The sequence below is a fragment of the Citrobacter sp. Cu231 genome (assembly GCF_030332265.1).
GTDB lineage: Bacteria > Pseudomonadota > Gammaproteobacteria > Enterobacterales > Enterobacteriaceae > Citrobacter > Citrobacter meridianamericanus.
Genome location: NZ_JAOWIE010000044.1, coordinates 169830 through 187410 on the forward strand (window position 1 = coordinate 169830; position 17581 = coordinate 187410).

A 17581-nucleotide genomic window follows, 5' to 3' on the forward strand; every position below is an offset into this window, starting at 1 on the left:
AAGTTTTCCGGACTGGCTAAATCAGCGGAAATTCCATAAAATGCATTTCAAATATACTTTAAAAAATAAACAAAATGAGTAAGAACAAGCACAGTGAACAGGTCCTCAATCTTCCGGCTGGTTATTTTGGCATGGTACTGGGCATCATAGGGATGGGATTTGCGTGGCGTTATGCCAGCCAGGTGTGGCCTGTAAGCCACTGGATCGGCGACGGTTTAGTGATCCTTGCGATGGTCATCTGGGGATTGTTGACGCTGGCCTTTTTTAATCGTTTACTGCGTTTTCCACATAGCGTTTTGGCAGAGGTTCGCCACCCGGTGATGAGTAGCTTTGTCAGTCTGTTTCCGGCCACAACCATGCTGGTCTCGATTGGTTTTGTCCCGTGGTATCGACCACTGGCGCTTGGATTGTTCAGCATTGGGGTTGTGATCCAACTGGCGTACGCGGCGTGGCAAACCGCGGGACTATGGCGCGGGGAGCACCCAGAAGAAGCCACCACGCCGGGGCTGTATCTGCCGACTGTCGCCAATAACTTTATTAGTGCAATGGCCTGTGGTGCGCTGGGTTTCAACGACGCAGGGTTGGTGTTTTTGGGCGCTGGGGTATTTTCCTGGCTCAGCCTGGAGCCAGTGATCCTGCAACGTTTACGCAGTTGCGGCGAACTGCCAACGGTATTACGTACTTCGCTTGGCATTCAGTTGGCGCCTGCGCTGGTCGCCTGCAGCGCCTGGCTTAGCGTCAACGGCGGCGAGGGGGATACGTTGGCCAAAATGTTGTTCGGCTATGGTCTGCTGCAACTTCTTTTTATGCTACGCCTCATGCCGTGGTATCTGTCTCAGCCCTTTAATGCGTCTTTCTGGAGCTTCTCGTTTGGCGTGTCGGCTCTGGCGACAACGGGGCTGCATCTGGGACAAGGCAGCGAATCAGGATTTTTTCATACGCTGTCGATCCCACTGTTTATTTTTACAAATTTTACCATTGCATTATTACTGGTACGTACGTTTGCATTGCTGATGCAGGGAAAACTGCTCATCCGCACAGAGCGTACTGCATTACTGAAATCTGAGGATAAATAATGACCCTTTGCGACGAAAACTACTTTACTGAGAAATACGATTTAACCCGTACGCATTCCGATGTTGTAGAAGCGGCAAAAATTGTTAAGCCAGGTAAAACATTAGATCTGGGCTGCGGTAACGGTCGTAACAGCCTGTACCTGGCAGCAAACGGTTATGACGTAACAGCATGGGATAAAAATCCCATGAGTATCGCTAACCTTGAGCGTATCAAAGCAGCCGAAGGGCTGACTAATCTGCAGGCGAGCGTCGCGGACCTTAATGCGTTGAGTTTTGAGGGTGAATACGACTTTATTCTGTCTACCGTAGTGCTGATGTTTCTCGAAGCGAAAACCATTCCGGGACTTATCGAAAATATGCAGCGTTGCACGAAATCGGGGGGATATAACTTAATCGTTGCGGCGATGGATACCGATGATTTCCCGTGCACCGTTGGCTTTCCGTTCGCGTTTAAAGCGGGGGAGTTACGCAACTATTATCGCGGATGGGAACTGCTGAAATATAACGAAGACGTGGGCGAACTGCACCGTACAGATGAAAACGGCAATCGCATTAAGCTGCGTTTTGCGACTATGCTGGCCCGCAAAATCGGCTAATGGCTTATGCTCTGCGTTCAACGCTTTTACGTCGAACGCAGAAAGAAAATTTGTGTGATGCGTACCATTTTTCGCACAACTAGCATGATTTCCTTTTGCTACTATTTCAGATGCATATCTGCAAATACTAAGGGATCATTCCATGTGTGCTCAAACTTTATTTAAAGTTGCAGTGCTTACGGGTTTACTGGCGTTATCAGGCTGTGCGTCAAAAATCACGCAGCCGGATAAATATTCAGGTTTTTTAAAAAATTACTCTGGCCTGAAGGAAACGAAATCGGCAACAGGACAACCTGTGCTGCGTTGGGTTGATCCCAACTTCAATGAGTCCAACTATGACAGTATTGTCTATAACCCGATAACCTATTATCCGATTCCTAAACCAACGACTCAGGTTGGACAACAGGTGCTGGATAAACTGTTGAGCTATACCAATACGCAGATGAAAACCGCGATTAGCAAACGTAAACCTCTGGTGACGACCCCCGGTCCGCGTAGCCTGATTTTCCGTGGCGCGATTACCGGTGTTGCAACCAGCAAAGAAGGGCTGCAGTTCTATGAAGTCGTTCCGGTTGCGTTGCTTGTAGCGGGTACACAAATGGCGACAGGCCACCGTACCATGGATACTCACCTCTATTTTGAAGGTGAGTTGATCGATGCGGCAACCAACAAGCCAGTGATTAAAGTGGTACGGCAGGGTGAAGGTAAAGACCTGAACAACGAAAGTACGCCAATGGCGTTCGAAACGTTGAAGAAAGTTGTTGATGACATGGCGACAGATGCCTCCATGTTTGATGTCAACACAAAACCGTAATGCTGAGCGCACCATCTTTGGATGGTGCGTTTTTTATTATGCCGTCCGACGGCGGTAAAGCAGTTTTCCCATTAACGCCTCCGGGCGAGCAAACATCACCAGATTACCCAGCAAAATCAGCAGTAATCCAGCAATTGCGTTAACCTGCCAGATGTATCCTTCATACAATGTTGACAGCGTCAGCGCGACCAGCGGGAAAAGCAGCGTACTGTATGCCGCCTTACTGGGACCAATACGCCCTACGAGTGTGAAATAGGCACCGAAAGCAATCACCGAGCCAAAAATAGCCAGATATAACAGTGCGCTAATATAGCTGAAAGTCCACTGCGGCATGAAGTTATCCCCGCGCACCAGCGCAATAACGGCGATCAATAGCGTGCCATACAGCATGGCCCAGCTGTTGGTGGTTAATACTTCCAGCCCTTTTTTCTGGTGACGTAGGCTTATCATATTGCCCAATGAGAAACCAAAAGTACCAAGGGCGCTTAAGCCAATGCCCAGCAGCAGCGAATGGTTGAATCCGCTGTTGAGCAAATCCTGCCAGAACAAAGTGACAATGCCCGTCAATCCCAGGCCGGCTGCAATATAGAAACGCAGCGGTGGTTTTTGCCCAAAAAAGATAAAACTATTGACCGCATTGAACAGAACGGCCATTGAGAAAATTACCGACTCCAGGCCGGTATTAATCCATGCCGCAGCTGTGTAAAAACACCAGAAGTTGAAGCAAAAAACGCATCCACCTTGCAACAGGCAAAACAGATGATCGCGACCGGACAGTTTGCGTAATTTCCCGCTAACCAGAAGGGCAACAATCATTACCGAGCTGGCCACGGCAAAGCGCCAAAAGATAGAAACCGGGGCAGAAACAGGGCCTTGCTGCAAATAAATCGCAATCCATGTTGTTCCCCAAATGACGACGACCAGACAGTACAACAGTGCGTTCATAAAACTCTCTCATTTTTGTAATCAGGCTCACACTGTGTCACGGCTGGCGGCAGGGGGCTTTCATCGGCTTGCGGCGAACTTGCAAAATCTTGCGCTTTTTTAGCGTAAGAAACGAAAAGTTGGCTGTTAACAACATGTAGCTGATATAGACTGAAAGCCTGCTAATCTATTTTTGAACGTGATGGTATGTCTCAGCCCTACGATGCCTTTGAAAAATTACGCAAACATAATGCCGTGCTGCATGAATCAGTTGCGTTACATTCGGGGATCCAACTGGCCGCTTGGTCAAACAAGCGCGATACTATTACCCAGTATTGCGATCACCACACGCTCAGTTTATACATCGCGGATGGCTACGAGAGTTATCACAAGACGGCGGAAGGCTGGAAGAATGGCGGCGGGCCGGATCGTTTTTGCCTGATGCCAAAAGAGAGCGAATCCAGTTGGGATATTCGCGACGATCTTTCCTTCGTTCACCTCTATTGTACGGATACCCATCTGCGCGAAGTGGGTGAAAAAGTCTGGGACAAAAGCCCCTATAGCTTCACGCTGGACGAGCATACATTTGGCAGCGATCCGGGGATCACAGCGGTTTATCGTCAGTTTTTGCTCGGTAACGACTGGCAGCAACCGGCCAATCATCTTACGCTCAGCGCCGCATCTTCACTGCTGCTAACGCATCTGATCCAGCATTACAGCAATGTACAATGGCGGTTGCCCACAGTCACGGGAGGTCTTGCACCTGCCACTTTGCGTAATGTGCTGGCCTATATTGAAGCGCATCTGGCGCACCCGATAACCCTGAGCGATCTGGCAAGCGAGGCGGCGCTTAGTGATTTCCACTTTGCCAGAATGTTTCGCCAGTCGATGAATATGGCGCCGCACCAGTATGTGATGCAACGTCGGATGGCGCTGGCGCAGAATCTGGTTTGTTATTCTTCACGCAGTTTGTCGGATATTGCGATGGCCTGCGGGTTTAGTTCGGCGAGTCATTTTAGTAACCGGTTTAAACAGGTAACGGGTAAAACGCCAACGCAGTTACGTGCGGCGAAATAACGTCAAGGCTGCGTAGCAGAAACCGCCGACGACCAGCCCCCAGAATGCAGACCCAACACCCCACAACGTCAGACCGCTGGCCGTGACCAGAAAAGTAACGATAGCCGCATCGCGCTCGGCCTCATTATGCAGTGCCTGATACAAACTTCCGCTAATCGTACCGAGCAAGGCGAGGCCAGCCAGCATCTGGATCCAACTTACGGGCAGGGCCGCCATCAGTCCTGTGACCGAACCACCAAAAACCCCGGCCAGTAGATAGAAAACGCCTGCCGCAGCGGCGGCGAGCCAGCGTCGTTTGGCATCAGGATGTGCTTCGGGACTTTGGCAAATTGCTGCGGTTATGGCGGCAATACAAATAGAGTAAACGCCAAAAGGCGAAAACAGCAGCGCCATCAGGCCAGTGAAAACAATCAGTGGTGATACGGGTAACGCATAGCCTGATGCTTTCATGGTGGCAATGCCTGGAGCATTTTGCGAGGCCATGGTGACCAGAAACAGCGGCGGCGCAATGCTGATACTGTGGGCAAATGAAAAGTGTGGGGCAATAAATTCAGGAAATACCGGCGACAGATTAACACCGCTAGTGACAACGTCACCTTTAATCAGCGCAATGGCGATACCTACCAGCATCGCGGCGAGCGTCGCATACCGTGGGGCGATGACTTTACACACCAGCCATGCCAGCAGCATGCTCCCGCATAAGATAAGTTCGTTATTCAGGCTATTAAATGCCTGCAAACCAAAACGCAGCAGGATCCCGGCCAGCATGGCAGATGCCAGTGAATGCGGAATGATTTTCATCAAACGGGCAAACAGCCCGGTTACGCCGCACAGCACAATCAGCGCATTAGCCACAATAAAAACGCCGATAGCATCCTGAATCGTGATGCCTTGCAGGCCCGTAACCAGCAGCGCGGCACCGGGCGTTGACCATGCGGTGAGAACAGGGGCGCGATACCATAATGTCAGCGCCAGCGTACTGACACCCATTGCTATCCCCAGCGAGGTCATCCAGCCCGCGATTTGTTCAGTCGTCGCCCCTGCGGCCAGAGCGGCTTGCCAGATGATGGCTGCGGAGCTGGCATAGCCGACCAGGACAGCCACAAAACCGGACAGAACGGTATGCAGAGGGATAGAAAATGCGCGCATATTCACTCCTTGTGCGTTATAACGGTCAGACACTGTAACACTGTGCGTTATAGCGTACAAGTGCTAAACTGTAGGTCCGTGAAAGGAGACCGATGAAGGAGAAAAATGGACAACTTAACCCAGTATCTGGCTACTACGCTCCGGACGTTACGTCACCAGCGAGAATGGAGCCTTTCACGCCTGGCGGAGGAAACCGGTGTATCAAAAGCCATGTTGGGGCAAATTGAGCGCAACGAGTCCAGCCCAACGGTGGCGACATTGTGGAAAATTGCCACTGGACTGAACGTGCCGTTTTCGACGTTTATTTCACCGCCAGAGTCAGACAATACGCCGGCATTTGATCCTCAGCAGCAGGCGATGGTCGTCACATCACTGTTCCCGTGGGATCCGCAACTGTGCTTCGATCATTTTTCAATCCTGCTGGCACCCGGTGCACTCAGCGAATCAACTCCGCATGAATCCGGGGTTATCGAGCATGTTGTGGTGATTAACGGACTGCTGGATATGTGTATTGAGGGGCAGTGGCGTACCATTACATCCGGCGAGGGAGTTCGTTTTGCCGGAGACAGGGCACATAGCTACCGTAACAGCAGCGAACAAACGGTGCACTTTCATTCGCTGATCCATTACCGACGTGGTTAATCGGGAAAACTATTCCGAAACGCCCCGCTTGTGACTACAATAACCGCCATTTTTACCGCTTGTGGATGATAACAACTGTATGCGCCAGCAGCCTCATCACCTTGAATTGTTAAGCCCGGCCCGGGATACCGCCATTGCCCGTGAAGCCATTTTGCACGGCGCAGACGCCGTTTACATTGGCGGCCCGGGTTTTGGCGCGCGTCATAACGCCAGTAACAGTCTGAAAGATATTGCCGAACTAGTGCCTTTCGCCCATCGCTACGGGGCGAAAATCTTTGTGACGCTAAATACCATTTTGCACGATGATGAACTGGAACCCGCACAACGGTTAATTACCGATCTGTATCAGACCGGTGTTGATGCCCTGATTGTGCAGGATATGGGAATTCTGGAACTGGATATTCCCCCCATTGAGCTGCATGCCAGCACCCAATGTGACATTCGCAGTGTTGAGAAGGCGAAGTTTCTTGCTGATGTCGGATTCACCCAGATTGTCCTGGCGCGCGAACTGAGCCTTGAGCAAATTAACGCCATCCATCAGGCTACTGACGCAACCATTGAATTTTTCATCCACGGTGCGCTGTGCGTTGCCTATTCAGGCCAGTGTTATATTTCTCATGCCCAAACCGGACGCAGTGCTAACCGTGGCGACTGTTCTCAGGCCTGCCGCCTGCCGTATACCCTGAAAGACGATCAGGGGCGCGTGGTGTCCTATGAAAAACACCTGCTGTCGATGAAAGACAACGATCAGACCGCCAACCTCGGCGCATTGATTGACGCAGGTGTGCGTTCCTTCAAAATTGAAGGGCGCTACAAAGACATGAGCTATGTGAAGAATATTACCGCGCATTATCGTCAGATGCTGGACGCTATCATCGAAGAGCGGGGAGATTTGGCCCGTTCTTCAGCTGGACGCACAGAACATTTCTTCACCCCGTCTACGGAGAAAACCTTCCATCGCGGCAGTACTGATTACTTTGTAAATGCCCGTAAGGCCGATATCGGCGCATTCGACTCTCCAAAGTTTATTGGCCTGCCGATTGGTGAAGTCCTGAAAGTGGCAAAAGATCATCTCGACGTTGAGGTGACAGAACCGCTGGCGAACGGGGATGGTCTGAACGTGTTAATCAAGCGTGAGGTCGTTGGATTTCGCGCTAACACCGTTGAAAAAACCGGGCACAATCGTTATCGGGTGTGGCCGAATGAAATGCCCGTCGATCTGCACAAAGTTCGTGCTAACCATCCGCTGAATCGCAATCTCGATCATAACTGGCAACAGGCGCTGACCAAAACCTCCAGCGAACGCCGAGTTGCGGTCGATATTGAACTGGGCGGCTGGCAGGAACAGTTAATCCTGACGCTCACCAGCGAGGAGGGCGTGAGTATCACCCATACGCTGGATGGTCAGTTTGAGGAAGCGAACAATGCAGAAAAAGCGTTGAACAATCTGCAGGATGGCCTGGCAAAGCTCGGACAAACGATGTATTACGCCCGCGATATTCAGATCAACTTGCCGGGGGCATTGTTCGTACCAAACGGTCAACTGAATCAGTTGCGACGTGAAGCTGTCGACATGCTGGATGCCGCGCGTTTGCAAAATTATCAGCGGGGCAGTCGTAAACCGGTCGTACAACCGGCGCCGGTTTATCCGCAAACGCATCTGAGTTTCCTGTCTAACGTCTACAACCATAAAGCGCGTGAGTTTTATCACCGCTATGGTGTGCAGTTGATTGATGCCGCCTATGAAGCGCATGAAGAAAAGGGCGATGTACCGGTGATGATCACCAAACATTGTCTGCGTTTCGCCTTTAACCTGTGTCCGAAACAGGCGAAAGGGAACATCAAGAGCTGGAAAGCCACGCCGATGCAACTGGTTAACGGCGATGAAGTCCTGACGCTGAAATTTGATTGCCGACCGTGCGAAATGCACGTGATCGGCAAGATGAAACATCACATTCTGAAGATGCCATTGCCTGGCAGTATAGTGGCTTCCGTCAGCCCCGAAGACCTGATGAAGACACTGCCGAAGCGTAAAGGCTGACGGTTAACTCATATGGATATCGGGTTTTCGTGATTTTTGCCAGTGATGGTGCTCGCGAAGAGTGACGGCGGATTCTTCCGCCGTCACTCGCAGCTCATCGCTGTCGGCCGTGTGTCGTAATACGTGATCGGCATCCTGTACCTGAAGATATTCATGTCCCTGATTAGTCGCGAAAAGCTGACCAGAAAAAAGCGCGCTGGCCAGCAATAACACCGTTAACCCTTTCTTAAACATCATGCACCCTCTGGTACGTTAGCTGCGGAATTGGCGATAATTTCACCTTGTGACTATTCAATATTTTAATCGGGATAATGGCAATCTCTGTTTTGCCAATTCGATGTTTTTTACATTTTTGTTTAGCCAGCATTAGGATTTGTAACAACCGGGAAGCACAGGGCGACTCGGTTGTTACCGGGGGGAAAATCAGGACTTAAACCCAGCAGCGGTCATCAGTAAGCGAAAGAATGAACCGACGGCCGCCAGGGCCAGCACACTGCCGCCCCAGAGAATGACCAGCCACATCAGACGTTTCCAGATAGATTGTTGCATTAATGATACCCCTCACCATGTTGAATTTTGCCGCGGAAAACGTAGTAGCTCCAGAAGGTATACACCAGGATTATTGGGATAATCAGCAGTGCGCCAACCAGCATAAAGCCCTGACTTTGCGCCGGAGCCGCCGCCTGCCAGAGCGTAATGGACGGTGGAATGATGTGTGGCCAAATGCTGATCCCCAGTCCGCTAAACCCGAGGAAAATCAGCCCCAGCGTCAAGACAAAAGGCAGAGTATGGCTGTTTCGCTGGCCCAGCGCGCGCCACAGCCACAGGCTAATTAACGCAACCAGCAGCGGAACCGGCAGCAGGAACCACAGGTTGGGCAGGCTAAACCAACGCACGGCAATAGCACTGTGCGCCAACGGCGTCCACAGGCTGATAATGGCAATGACAGCCAACATCGCCAGCAGTAGTTTTTTTGCCACGCCGCGCATTTTATCCTGTAACGGGTTTTCGCTTTTCATCACCAGCCATGTTACTCCCAGCAGGGCGTAGGCCACCACGAGACCAATGCCGCAGAACAGCGTAAACGGAGTCATCCAGTCGAAAGGACCGCCGCTGTAGCTGCGACCGGTAACGGAAAATCCGTTGAGTACAGCACCCACCACCACGCCCTGGGTGAATGTCGCCAGAATTGAACCGCCGAGAAAGGCTTTATCCCAGAATGGTCGATGCGCCGGTGTAGCCTTGAAGCGAAACTCGAACGCGACGCCGCGAAATATCAGGCCGATTAGCATCAGGGTCAACGGGATCGTCAGCGCATCGACAATCACCGCATAGGCCAGCGGGAACGCACCAAATAACCCGGCCCCCCCCAGAACCAGCCAGGTTTCATTCCCGTCCCATACCGGAGCGACGCTGTTAACCATCACGTCGCGATCATCAGCGTCCTGAATAGCGGGAAATAAAATACCGATCCCGAGGTCAAAACCGTCCATCACGATATACATCAGCGTGGCGAACACGATAATCACAAACCAGATAACTGATAAATCGATACCCATTAGCGATGTGCCTCCGGTTGAGAATCGAGAACTGCGGCAGAAAGCGGCCGGGCAGGTGTGCCGGTTGGCGGAATGGTCGGGTCATCTTCCTGCGGCCCTTTACGGATCAAGCGGATCATGTAGCTGTAACCCACGCCAAATACCGAGCTATACACCACAAAGAAGGACAGCAGGCTGATACTCATATGTAAATCGCCATGAGCGGAAACCGCATCCGCTGTACGTTGCAGACCGTAAACCACCCACGGTTGACGGCCCACTTCAGTGGTCACCCAGCCAGCCAGAATGGCAATCAGACCGGAAGGGCCCATCAACAATGCAAAGCGCAAGAAAGCGCGCGAGGTGTATAAACGCTGCTTATAACGCAGCCACAAGGCAAACGCACCCAACAGGATCATCAGCATGCCTAGCCCCGCCATAATGCGAAACGACCAGAACACCATGGTGGAGTTGGGCCGGTCTTCTTTAGGAAACTCTTTCAGGGCCGGGACTTGTTTATCCAGACTATGGGTCAGGATCAGACTGCCCAGCGCAGGAATTTCCAGCCCATAGCGAGTGCGCTCTTGCTCCATATCCGGCCAGCCGAAGAGCAGCAGCGGGGTTGGTTCGCCTGGCGGATTTTCCCAGTGTCCCTCAATAGCGGCAATTTTTGCCGGTTGGTGTTTCAGCGTATTCAATCCGTGCATATCGCCAATCAAGGCCTGCAGTGGGGCGACGATTAGCGTCATCCACAGCGCCATCGAAAACATGGCGCGAATAGCGGGAGTGCTATTCCCACGCAGTAAATGCCATGCGGCTGAAGCCGCGACAAACAACGCGCTGCTGAGGAAAGCGGCAACGGACATATGCAACAAACGATAAGGGAATGAAGGATTGAAAATAACGGCGAACCAGTCGGTGGGAACCACTTGCCCGTTAACGATTTCATAGCCTTGCGGTGTTTGCATCCAACTGTTGGAGGCGAGGATCCAGAAAGTAGAAATAATCGTACCCAGCGCAACCATACAAGTGGCGAAGAAGTGAAGTCCAGGACCAACCCGGTTCCAGCCAAACAGCATTACCCCAAGGAAGCCCGCTTCGAGGAAAAAGGCGGTTAACACCTCATAGGTCAGCAGCGGTCCGGTGATGCTTCCGGCAAACTCGGAAAAACCGCTCCAGTTCGTGCCGAACTGATAAGCCATCACCAGCCCGGAAACGACGCCCATACCAAAGTTTACGGCGAATATTTTCGACCAGAAATGGTATAGCGAACGCCAGGTGGGATTTTTTGTTTTTAGCCATAACCCCTCAAGCACCGCCAGATAACTGGCGAGGCCGATGGTAATGGCCGGAAAGATGATGTGAAAGGATACCGTAAACGCGAACTGGATCCTCGCCAGGTGAAACGCGTCAAGACCGAACATGCTTAACTCCGCAGGCAAAATTGATTTGGCGCAATTCTAAGCTTCGGAAGGAATGCGGGGCAGAAACAGAACAGTTCTTTTTAACCATAACAGTTGCAGTGCTGTTATAGGTTGTACACGCTGATATGAAATCTGGAAGCGAGTCTAACACCGGCAGTGGAAGGTGGGTTTGTGGTTTCTTTTCCGGATATTCCGGAAGCATTAACTCAGGGAAATACTCGCCATGACGCTTTGCAGGCCGCACAGGCTGCATTGATTACCGCTTTTGAATTCTATTTCGACGACAACGAGGCGATTCCACTCCCTTCGGCGGTTGGCGCTGAAGATACCTACGTAGAAATACCGCTGAGCGTTGCGTCTAAGGTTCTTCTGCTGAATGCCTTCCTTGAATCAAAAATCACCCAGCAGGAGCTGGCGAACAGGATCGGCAGACCTAAGCAGGAGATCACCCGTTTATTTGATTTAAAGCACACGACCAAAATTGATGCCGTACAGATTGCTGCTCGCGTCTTAGGCAAAGAACTGGCGTTAACGATGTTGTAAAACTGTTAACTATAACAGTTATAAAAAACACCCTGATTATGTAAACTGATATACACAGTGATTGTCACCGACACCGGTAATCAGGATCAAAAATGAAAAAGTATCAGCGACTGGCTGAGCAAATTCGCGATCAAATCGCGTCTGGCGTATGGCAGCCAGGCGATCGCCTGCCGTCACTGCGTGAACAGGTGGTCAGCAGCGGCATGAGTTTTATGACCGTCGGACACGCCTACCAACTGTTGGAAAGTCAGGGGCGGATTATTGCCCGACCGCAGTCGGGTTACTATGTCGCCGCGCGCCCACAACGTGAGCTGGCAGCACCGCAGGCACAGGTCATGCGCGATGAAGCAGTGGATATCAACACTTATATTTTTGATATGTTGCAAGCCAGTCGTGATGCGTCAGTAATGCCATTTGCCTCTGCATTCCCCGACCCGCGACTGTTTCCACTTCAGCAGTTGAACCGCTCGCTGGCGCAGGTGAGTAAAACCGCCACTGCTATGAGCGTGATCGAAAACCTGCCGCCGGGAAATGCAGAATTGCGCCATGCCATTGCCCGTCGCTATGCTCAACAGGGAATGACTATTTCACCTGATGAGATTGTGATCACCACCGGCGCGCTGGAAGCCCTCAACCTGAGCCTGCAGGCGGTGACCGAACCGGGGGATTGGGTGATTGTCGAAAACCCTTGTTTTTACGGCGCGTTGCAGGCTCTGGAGCGATTACGCCTGAAGGCGCTTGCGATTGCCACCGATGTCAAAGAGGGGATCGATCTGGCTGCGCTGGAGCAGGCGTTGCAGGAGTATCCGGTCAAAGCCTGCTGGCTGATGACTAACAGTCAAAATCCGCTGGGTTTTACGCTCAACCCAGAGAAAAAAGCGCACCTGGTGGCATTGCTGGAAAAATACCACGTGATGCTGATAGAGGATGATGTCTACAGCGAACTGTACTTTGGTCGTGAAAAACCGCAGCCCGCCAAGGCCTGGGATCGTGCTGACCGCGTTTTACATTGTTCGTCTTTCTCGAAGTGCCTCGTGCCCGGGTTCCGTGTGGGCTGGGTGGCGGCCGGGAAGCATGCCCGGCGTATTCAGCGACTTCAGTTAATGAGCACCTTATCCACCAGTTCCCCGATGCAGCTTGCACTGGTGGATTACTTGTCAACCCGGCGCTATGACGCACATCTGCGTCGCTTACGCCGCCAACTGGCAGAGCGCAAACAGCAGGCCTGGCAAACGTTGCTGCGTCATCTTCCGGCGGAAGTCAAAATTCACCACAACGACAGCGGCTATTTTTTATGGCTGGAATTACCAGAACCGCTTGATGCAGGCGAACTCACTACCCAGGCACTGGCGCACCATATCAGCATTGCGCCGGGAAAAATGTTCTCAACCTCGGGGAGTTGGACGCGTTTCTTTCGTTTTAATACCGCATGGCACTGGGGAGAACGTGAGGAACAGGCGGTGAAACAGTTGGGAAAATTAATTCGCGAGATGATGAAATAAAACGTAACGCGCTATTCAATATAAAAGAATAGCGCGTTCTTATTTTCGAAATAGAGAATACATAGCACTGATGTTATTTATATCGAGTGCTACCATACAAAAAATCAATAGTTCTTACTGTTGCCACCTTTGCACCTAACTCCTTGTCTATACTCCAGAAGATTAAGCCTCATGGTCGGAGTCAGTCGCGTAATGAGCGTTAGCTCACAACCTGATTAAATTTCCTTGCGCCAGCAGGAACGCTTACCACACCCCGACTATTTTTAGGAAAGGACATATATTTACGGCAAGGCTGCCGCTCAATATTTTTTCGACAGGAGTAAGACGTTATGAGCAAGCAACTTGCCCTCAGTAGCCTCTGTGCCTTCAGCATGACGCTGATGACGGCGCAGGCAGCCGAACCCCCGACATCATTAAGTAAACCGGAAGGTCGTCTGGATATTATTGCCTGGCCGGGTTACATCGAGCGTGGACAAACTGATAAACAATATGATTGGGTCTCGCAGTTTGAGAAAGATACCGGCTGCGCGGTCAATGTTAAAACGGCGGCCACCTCTGATGAGATGGTCAGCCTGATGGCGAAAGGCGGCTACGACCTGGTTACCGCTTCCGGTGATGCTTCATTGCGACTGATTATGGGTAAACGCGTTCAGCCAATTAATACCGCGCTGATCCCTAACTGGAAAACCCTTGATCCGCGAGTGGTAAAAGGAGAGTGGTTTAACGTTGGGGGTAAAGTTTACGGTACGCCATACCAGTGGGGACCAAACCTGCTGATGTATAACACCAAAACCTTCCCAACGCCGCCGGACAGCTGGAACGTGGTATTCGTTGAACAAAATCTTCCTGACGGTAAAAGCAATAAAGGTCGCGTTCAGGCTTACGATGGCCCGATCTATATTGCCGACGCCGCGTTATTCGTTAAGGCCACTCAGCCGCAACTGGGTATTACCGATCCCTATCAGCTCACCGAACAGCAGTATCAGGCGGTTATCAAAGTCCTGAGCGATCAGCACGCGTTAATCCATCGCTATTGGCACGATACCACCGTGCAAATGAGCGACTTCAAAAACGAAGGTGTGGTGGCCTCAAGCGCCTGGCCTTATCAGGCTAACGCCCTGAAAGGGGAAGGTCAGCCGATTGCCACAGTTTTCCCAAAAGAAGGGGTTACTGGCTGGGCTGATACCACCATGCTGCACAGTCAGGCAAAACACCCGGTATGCGCTTATAAATGGATGAACTGGTCATTAACCCCGAAAGTACAGGGCGACGTAGCGGCATGGTTTGGTTCTCTGCCAGTGGTGCCGGAAGGCTGTAAAGCCAGCCCGTTACTGGGTGAAAAAGGCTGTGAAACCAACGGTTATAGCTATTTCGACAAAATTGCCTTCTGGAAAACGCCGATCGCAGAAGGCGGCAAATTCGTTCCTTACAGTCGCTGGACGCAGGATTACATCGCCATTATGGGTGGTCGTTAATTCCGCTGGGGGTTTTATGACGTACGCAGTGGAGTTTCATGACGTCTCGCGTTTGTACGGGGATGTTCGTGCTGTTGATGGGGTGAGTATTGCGATTAACGACGGTGAATTTTTCTCTATGCTGGGGCCATCCGGCTCCGGCAAGACCACCTGTCTGCGCCTGATTGCCGGTTTTGAGCAACTTTCAGGCGGCGCAATTACTATTTTTGGTAAGCAGGCCAGCGAATTGCCGCCCTGGGAACGGGACGTCAATACGGTTTTTCAGGATTACGCGCTATTCCCGCATATGTCGATTCTCGATAACGTCGCTTACGGGTTGATGGTCAAAGGCATTGATAAAAAGACACGTCACGCAAAAGCACGCGAGGCACTGGATAAGGTCGCGCTCGGTTTTGTTCATGAACGCAAACCGTCACAGCTTTCCGGTGGGCAGCGGCAGCGCGTGGCTATTGCCCGGGCGTTGGTCAATGAACCACGCGTCCTGCTGTTGGATGAGCCGCTTGGGGCATTGGATCTTAAATTGCGTGAACAGATGCAACTGGAGCTGAAGAAGTTACAGCAATCCCTGGGTATTACGTTCATTTTTGTCACCCACGATCAGGGGGAAGCCCTGTCGATGTCCGATCGTGTGGCGGTGTTTAATAACGGTCGTATTGAACAGGTGGATTCTCCGCGTGAACTGTACATGCGCCCGCGGACACCGTTTGTGGCAAGTTTCGTTGGGACGTCAAATGTCTTCGATGAGGCGATGTCGGCCAACGTTTGCGGGCTGCAGGGTATGTTTTCCTTGCGTCCGGAACACATTCGCTTGAATGACGTCAGTGGCGAAGTCCAGGCTCCGGGGATCATTCAGGCTGTGCAATACCAGGGAGCGGCGACGCGGTTTGAGCTGAAACTCGCCGGTGGTGAAAAATTGCTGGTTAGCCAGGCTAACCTGACGGGAGAAGTGCTGCCGCCAACGCTGTCACCGGGTCAGCAGGTGATAGCCTCATGGTCACGTGATGTGATGGTACCGCTGGTTGAGGAGAGGTGAATGGCTATGAACGTCTTACATTCGCCTCCACAGCCGACAAATCTGAACCGGATCTCAGGTTTCTTTTGGCGTAATCCGGGGCTGGGGCTGTTTTTGCTGCTCCTCGGGCCGCTGATGTGGTTTGGAATCGTTTACTTTGGCTCATTACTGACGCTGTTGTGGCAAGGTTTTTATACCTTTGACGATTTCACGATGTCGGTCACGCCGGACCTGACGCTGGCGAATTTGCAGGCGCTGTTTAATCCGGCTAACTACGACATCATTTTGCGTACCCTGACGATGGCGGTGGCAGTCACCATTGCCAGCGCGATTCTGGCGTTTCCGATGGCGTGGTATATGGCGCGATATACCAGCGGCAAAATGAAAGCCTTTTTTTACATTGCCGTGATGTTGCCGATGTGGGCCAGCTACATTGTTAAAGCTTACGCGTGGACGTTGCTGTTGGCTAAAGACGGCGTGGCGCAGTGGTTTTTAACCCATCTTGGGCTGGAGCCGCTGCTGCTTTCGTTCCTGACGCTGCCTGCGGTAGGCGGCAATACGTTGTCGACGTCAGGATTGGGTCGTTTCCTGGTCTTCGTCTACATCTGGCTGCCGTTTATGATTCTGCCGGTACAGGCTGCACTAGAGAGACTTCCGCCGTCACTGTTACAGGCCTCCGCTGATTTGGGCGCGCGTCCGCGTCAAACCTTCCGCTATGTGGTTCTCCCACTGGCGATACCCGGCATCGCGGCGGGTTCGATTTTTACCTTCTCACTGACGTTGGGCGATTTTATCGTACCGCAGTTGGTGGGACCACCAGGCTATTTCATCGGCAACATGGTGTATTCGCAACAAGGGGCTATCGGCAATATGCCGATGGCGGCGGCATTTACTCTGGTGCCAATTGTCTTAATCGCACTGTATCTGGCGTTCGTGAAGCGTCTGGGAGCTTTCGATGCACTCTGAACGCGCACCCTGGCTACTCAAACTGGCGGCATGGGGCGGGGTTATTTTCCTGCACTTTCCCATCCTCATCATCGCCACCTATGCTTTTAATACAGAGGAGGCCGCTTTTAGTTTCCCACCGCAGGGGTTAACGCTGAAATGGTTTAGCGTTGCGGCGCAGCGTAGCGATATTCTGGAATCGGTGACGTTGTCACTTAAAATCGCGGCGCTGTCGACAGCTATTGCCCTGGTTCTGGGGACGATGGCCGCGGCTGCCCTGTGGCGCAGGGACTTTTTTGGTAAAAGCGCAATATCGCTGTTGCTACTTTTACCGATCGCGCTGCCGGGAATTATTACCGGTCTGGCGCTGCTGACTGCGTTTAAAACCATCAACCTGGAACCAGGGTTTCTGACGATCGTGGTGGGCCATGCGACGTTTTGCGTGGTGGTGGTGTTTAACAACGTCGTGGCGCGTTTTCGCCGTACCTCATGGAGTCTGGTTGAAGCGTCTATGGATCTTGGCGCCAATGGCTGGCAAACCTTTCGTTATGTCGTGCTGCCGAACCTGGCATCGGCACTGCTGGCGGGAGGGATGCTGGCGTTTGCCTTGTCGTTTGATGAAATCATCGTGACAACGTTCACCGCCGGACATGAAAGAACACTTCCTTTGTGGCTACTCAATCAACTGGGTCGACCACGAGATGTGCCTGTCACCAACGTTGTGGCATTGCTGGTAATGCTGGTGACAACACTGCCAATTTTAGGGGCCTGGTGGCTAACGCGTGAAGGCGACACTCTCGCCGGAAACGGTAAATAAACGACG

At 51.9% G+C, this 17581-nt stretch carries 18 protein-coding genes; 12 read left to right on the forward strand and 6 right to left on the reverse strand.

Going from position 1 to position 17581, the window contains the following annotated elements:
* Positions 1 to 74 precede the first annotated feature (74 nt).
* The 3 genes from tehA (at position 75) to OGY15_RS18475 (ending at position 2486) form a co-directional block, all read left to right on the forward strand.
* A complete protein-coding gene (tehA, locus tag OGY15_RS18465; protein ID WP_286540541.1) occupies positions 75 to 1076 on the forward strand; it encodes a dicarboxylate transporter/tellurite-resistance protein TehA in 1002 nt (333 codons plus the stop codon).
* A complete protein-coding gene (gene tehB / locus OGY15_RS18470) occupies positions 1076 to 1672 on the forward strand; it encodes a tellurite resistance methyltransferase TehB (RefSeq protein WP_252838806.1) in 597 nt (198 codons plus the stop codon). Before tehA ends, tehB begins: the two co-directional genes overlap by 1 nt.
* 142 nt (positions 1673 to 1814) lie before the next feature.
* On the forward strand, positions 1815 to 2486 hold the full coding sequence (locus OGY15_RS18475; RefSeq protein ID WP_286540544.1) for a DUF3313 domain-containing protein: 672 nt from the start codon (positions 1815 to 1817) through the stop codon (positions 2484 to 2486).
* Between the two features lie 36 nt (positions 2487 to 2522).
* Here OGY15_RS18475 and OGY15_RS18480 read toward each other — a convergent pair whose 3' ends face one another.
* On the reverse strand, positions 2523 to 3431 hold the full coding sequence (locus OGY15_RS18480; protein ID WP_187259624.1) for a DMT family transporter: 909 nt from the start codon (positions 3429 to 3431) through the stop codon (positions 2523 to 2525).
* Between the two features lie 186 nt (positions 3432 to 3617).
* Here OGY15_RS18480 and OGY15_RS18485 point away from each other — a divergent pair, with 186 nt between their 5' ends.
* Positions 3618 to 4487, forward strand: coding sequence for an AraC family transcriptional regulator (locus OGY15_RS18485; protein ID WP_151225481.1), 870 nt, complete (start codon positions 3618 to 3620; stop codon positions 4485 to 4487).
* Here OGY15_RS18485 and OGY15_RS18490 read toward each other — a convergent pair.
* Complete coding sequence (locus tag OGY15_RS18490) at positions 4470 to 5636, reverse strand: benzoate/H(+) symporter BenE family transporter (protein WP_286540548.1); 1167 nt, start codon at positions 5634 to 5636, stop codon at positions 4470 to 4472. The genes OGY15_RS18485 and OGY15_RS18490 overlap by 18 nt on opposite strands.
* Positions 5637 to 5741: 105 nt before the next feature.
* Here OGY15_RS18490 and OGY15_RS18495 point away from each other — a divergent pair, with 105 nt between their 5' ends.
* Both OGY15_RS18495 and OGY15_RS18500 read left to right on the forward strand, forming a co-directional pair.
* Entirely contained in the window at positions 5742 to 6278 is a 537-nt protein-coding gene (locus OGY15_RS18495) for a helix-turn-helix domain-containing protein (RefSeq protein ID WP_151219286.1), read from the forward strand.
* A gap of 79 nt (positions 6279 to 6357) precedes the next feature.
* Positions 6358 to 8319, forward strand: a complete 1962-nt coding sequence (locus OGY15_RS18500; protein WP_151219285.1) for a peptidase U32 family protein — start codon at positions 6358 to 6360, stop codon at positions 8317 to 8319.
* Between the two features lie 3 nt (positions 8320 to 8322).
* Here OGY15_RS18500 and OGY15_RS18505 read toward each other — a convergent pair whose 3' ends face one another.
* The 4 genes from OGY15_RS18505 to OGY15_RS18520 form a co-directional block, all read right to left on the reverse strand.
* Positions 8323 to 8553, reverse strand: a complete 231-nt coding sequence (locus OGY15_RS18505; RefSeq protein ID WP_286540752.1) for a DUF2554 family protein — start codon at positions 8551 to 8553, stop codon at positions 8323 to 8325.
* Between the two features lie 189 nt (positions 8554 to 8742).
* Positions 8743 to 8868 carry a DUF2474 domain-containing protein gene (locus OGY15_RS18510; protein ID WP_005126742.1) on the reverse strand — a complete coding sequence of 42 codons (126 nt, stop codon included), beginning with the start codon at positions 8866 to 8868 and terminating at the stop codon, positions 8743 to 8745.
* Positions 8868 to 9878 (reverse strand): cytochrome d ubiquinol oxidase subunit II, encoded by a 1011-nt coding sequence (cydB, locus tag OGY15_RS18515; protein WP_286540552.1) that lies wholly within the window; start codon positions 9876 to 9878, stop codon positions 8868 to 8870. Before cydB ends, OGY15_RS18510 begins: the two co-directional genes overlap by 1 nt.
* The gene (locus OGY15_RS18520) at positions 9878 to 11281 is read right to left on the reverse strand and encodes a cytochrome ubiquinol oxidase subunit I (protein ID WP_286540553.1); all 1404 of its coding nucleotides are present in this window, start codon (positions 11279 to 11281) and stop codon (positions 9878 to 9880) included. Before OGY15_RS18520 ends, cydB begins: the two co-directional genes overlap by 1 nt.
* A gap of 132 nt (positions 11282 to 11413) precedes the next feature.
* Between OGY15_RS18520 and OGY15_RS18525 the strand changes: the two genes are divergently transcribed.
* The 6 genes from OGY15_RS18525 (at position 11414) to OGY15_RS18550 (ending at position 17575) form a co-directional block, all read left to right on the forward strand.
* Positions 11414 to 11824, forward strand: a complete 411-nt coding sequence (locus tag OGY15_RS18525; RefSeq protein WP_252838834.1) for a type II toxin-antitoxin system HicB family antitoxin — start codon at positions 11414 to 11416, stop codon at positions 11822 to 11824.
* 92 nt (positions 11825 to 11916) lie between these two features.
* Entirely contained in the window at positions 11917 to 13326 is a 1410-nt protein-coding gene (locus tag OGY15_RS18530) for an aminotransferase-like domain-containing protein (protein ID WP_151219281.1), read from the forward strand.
* 329 nt (positions 13327 to 13655) lie between these two features.
* The gene (gene ydcS, locus OGY15_RS18535) at positions 13656 to 14801 is read left to right on the forward strand and encodes a putative ABC transporter substrate-binding protein YdcS (RefSeq protein WP_151219280.1); all 1146 of its coding nucleotides are present in this window, start codon (positions 13656 to 13658) and stop codon (positions 14799 to 14801) included.
* Between the two features lie 16 nt (positions 14802 to 14817).
* Positions 14818 to 15834 (forward strand): ABC transporter ATP-binding protein, encoded by a 1017-nt coding sequence (locus tag OGY15_RS18540; RefSeq protein ID WP_151219279.1) that lies wholly within the window; start codon positions 14818 to 14820, stop codon positions 15832 to 15834.
* Positions 15835 to 16779, forward strand: coding sequence for an ABC transporter permease (locus OGY15_RS18545; RefSeq protein ID WP_151225475.1), 945 nt, complete (start codon positions 15835 to 15837; stop codon positions 16777 to 16779).
* Positions 16769 to 17575, forward strand: coding sequence for an ABC transporter permease (locus OGY15_RS18550; RefSeq protein ID WP_151225474.1), 807 nt, complete (start codon positions 16769 to 16771; stop codon positions 17573 to 17575). Before OGY15_RS18545 ends, OGY15_RS18550 begins: the two co-directional genes overlap by 11 nt.
* Positions 17576 to 17581: the final 6 nt, after the last annotated feature.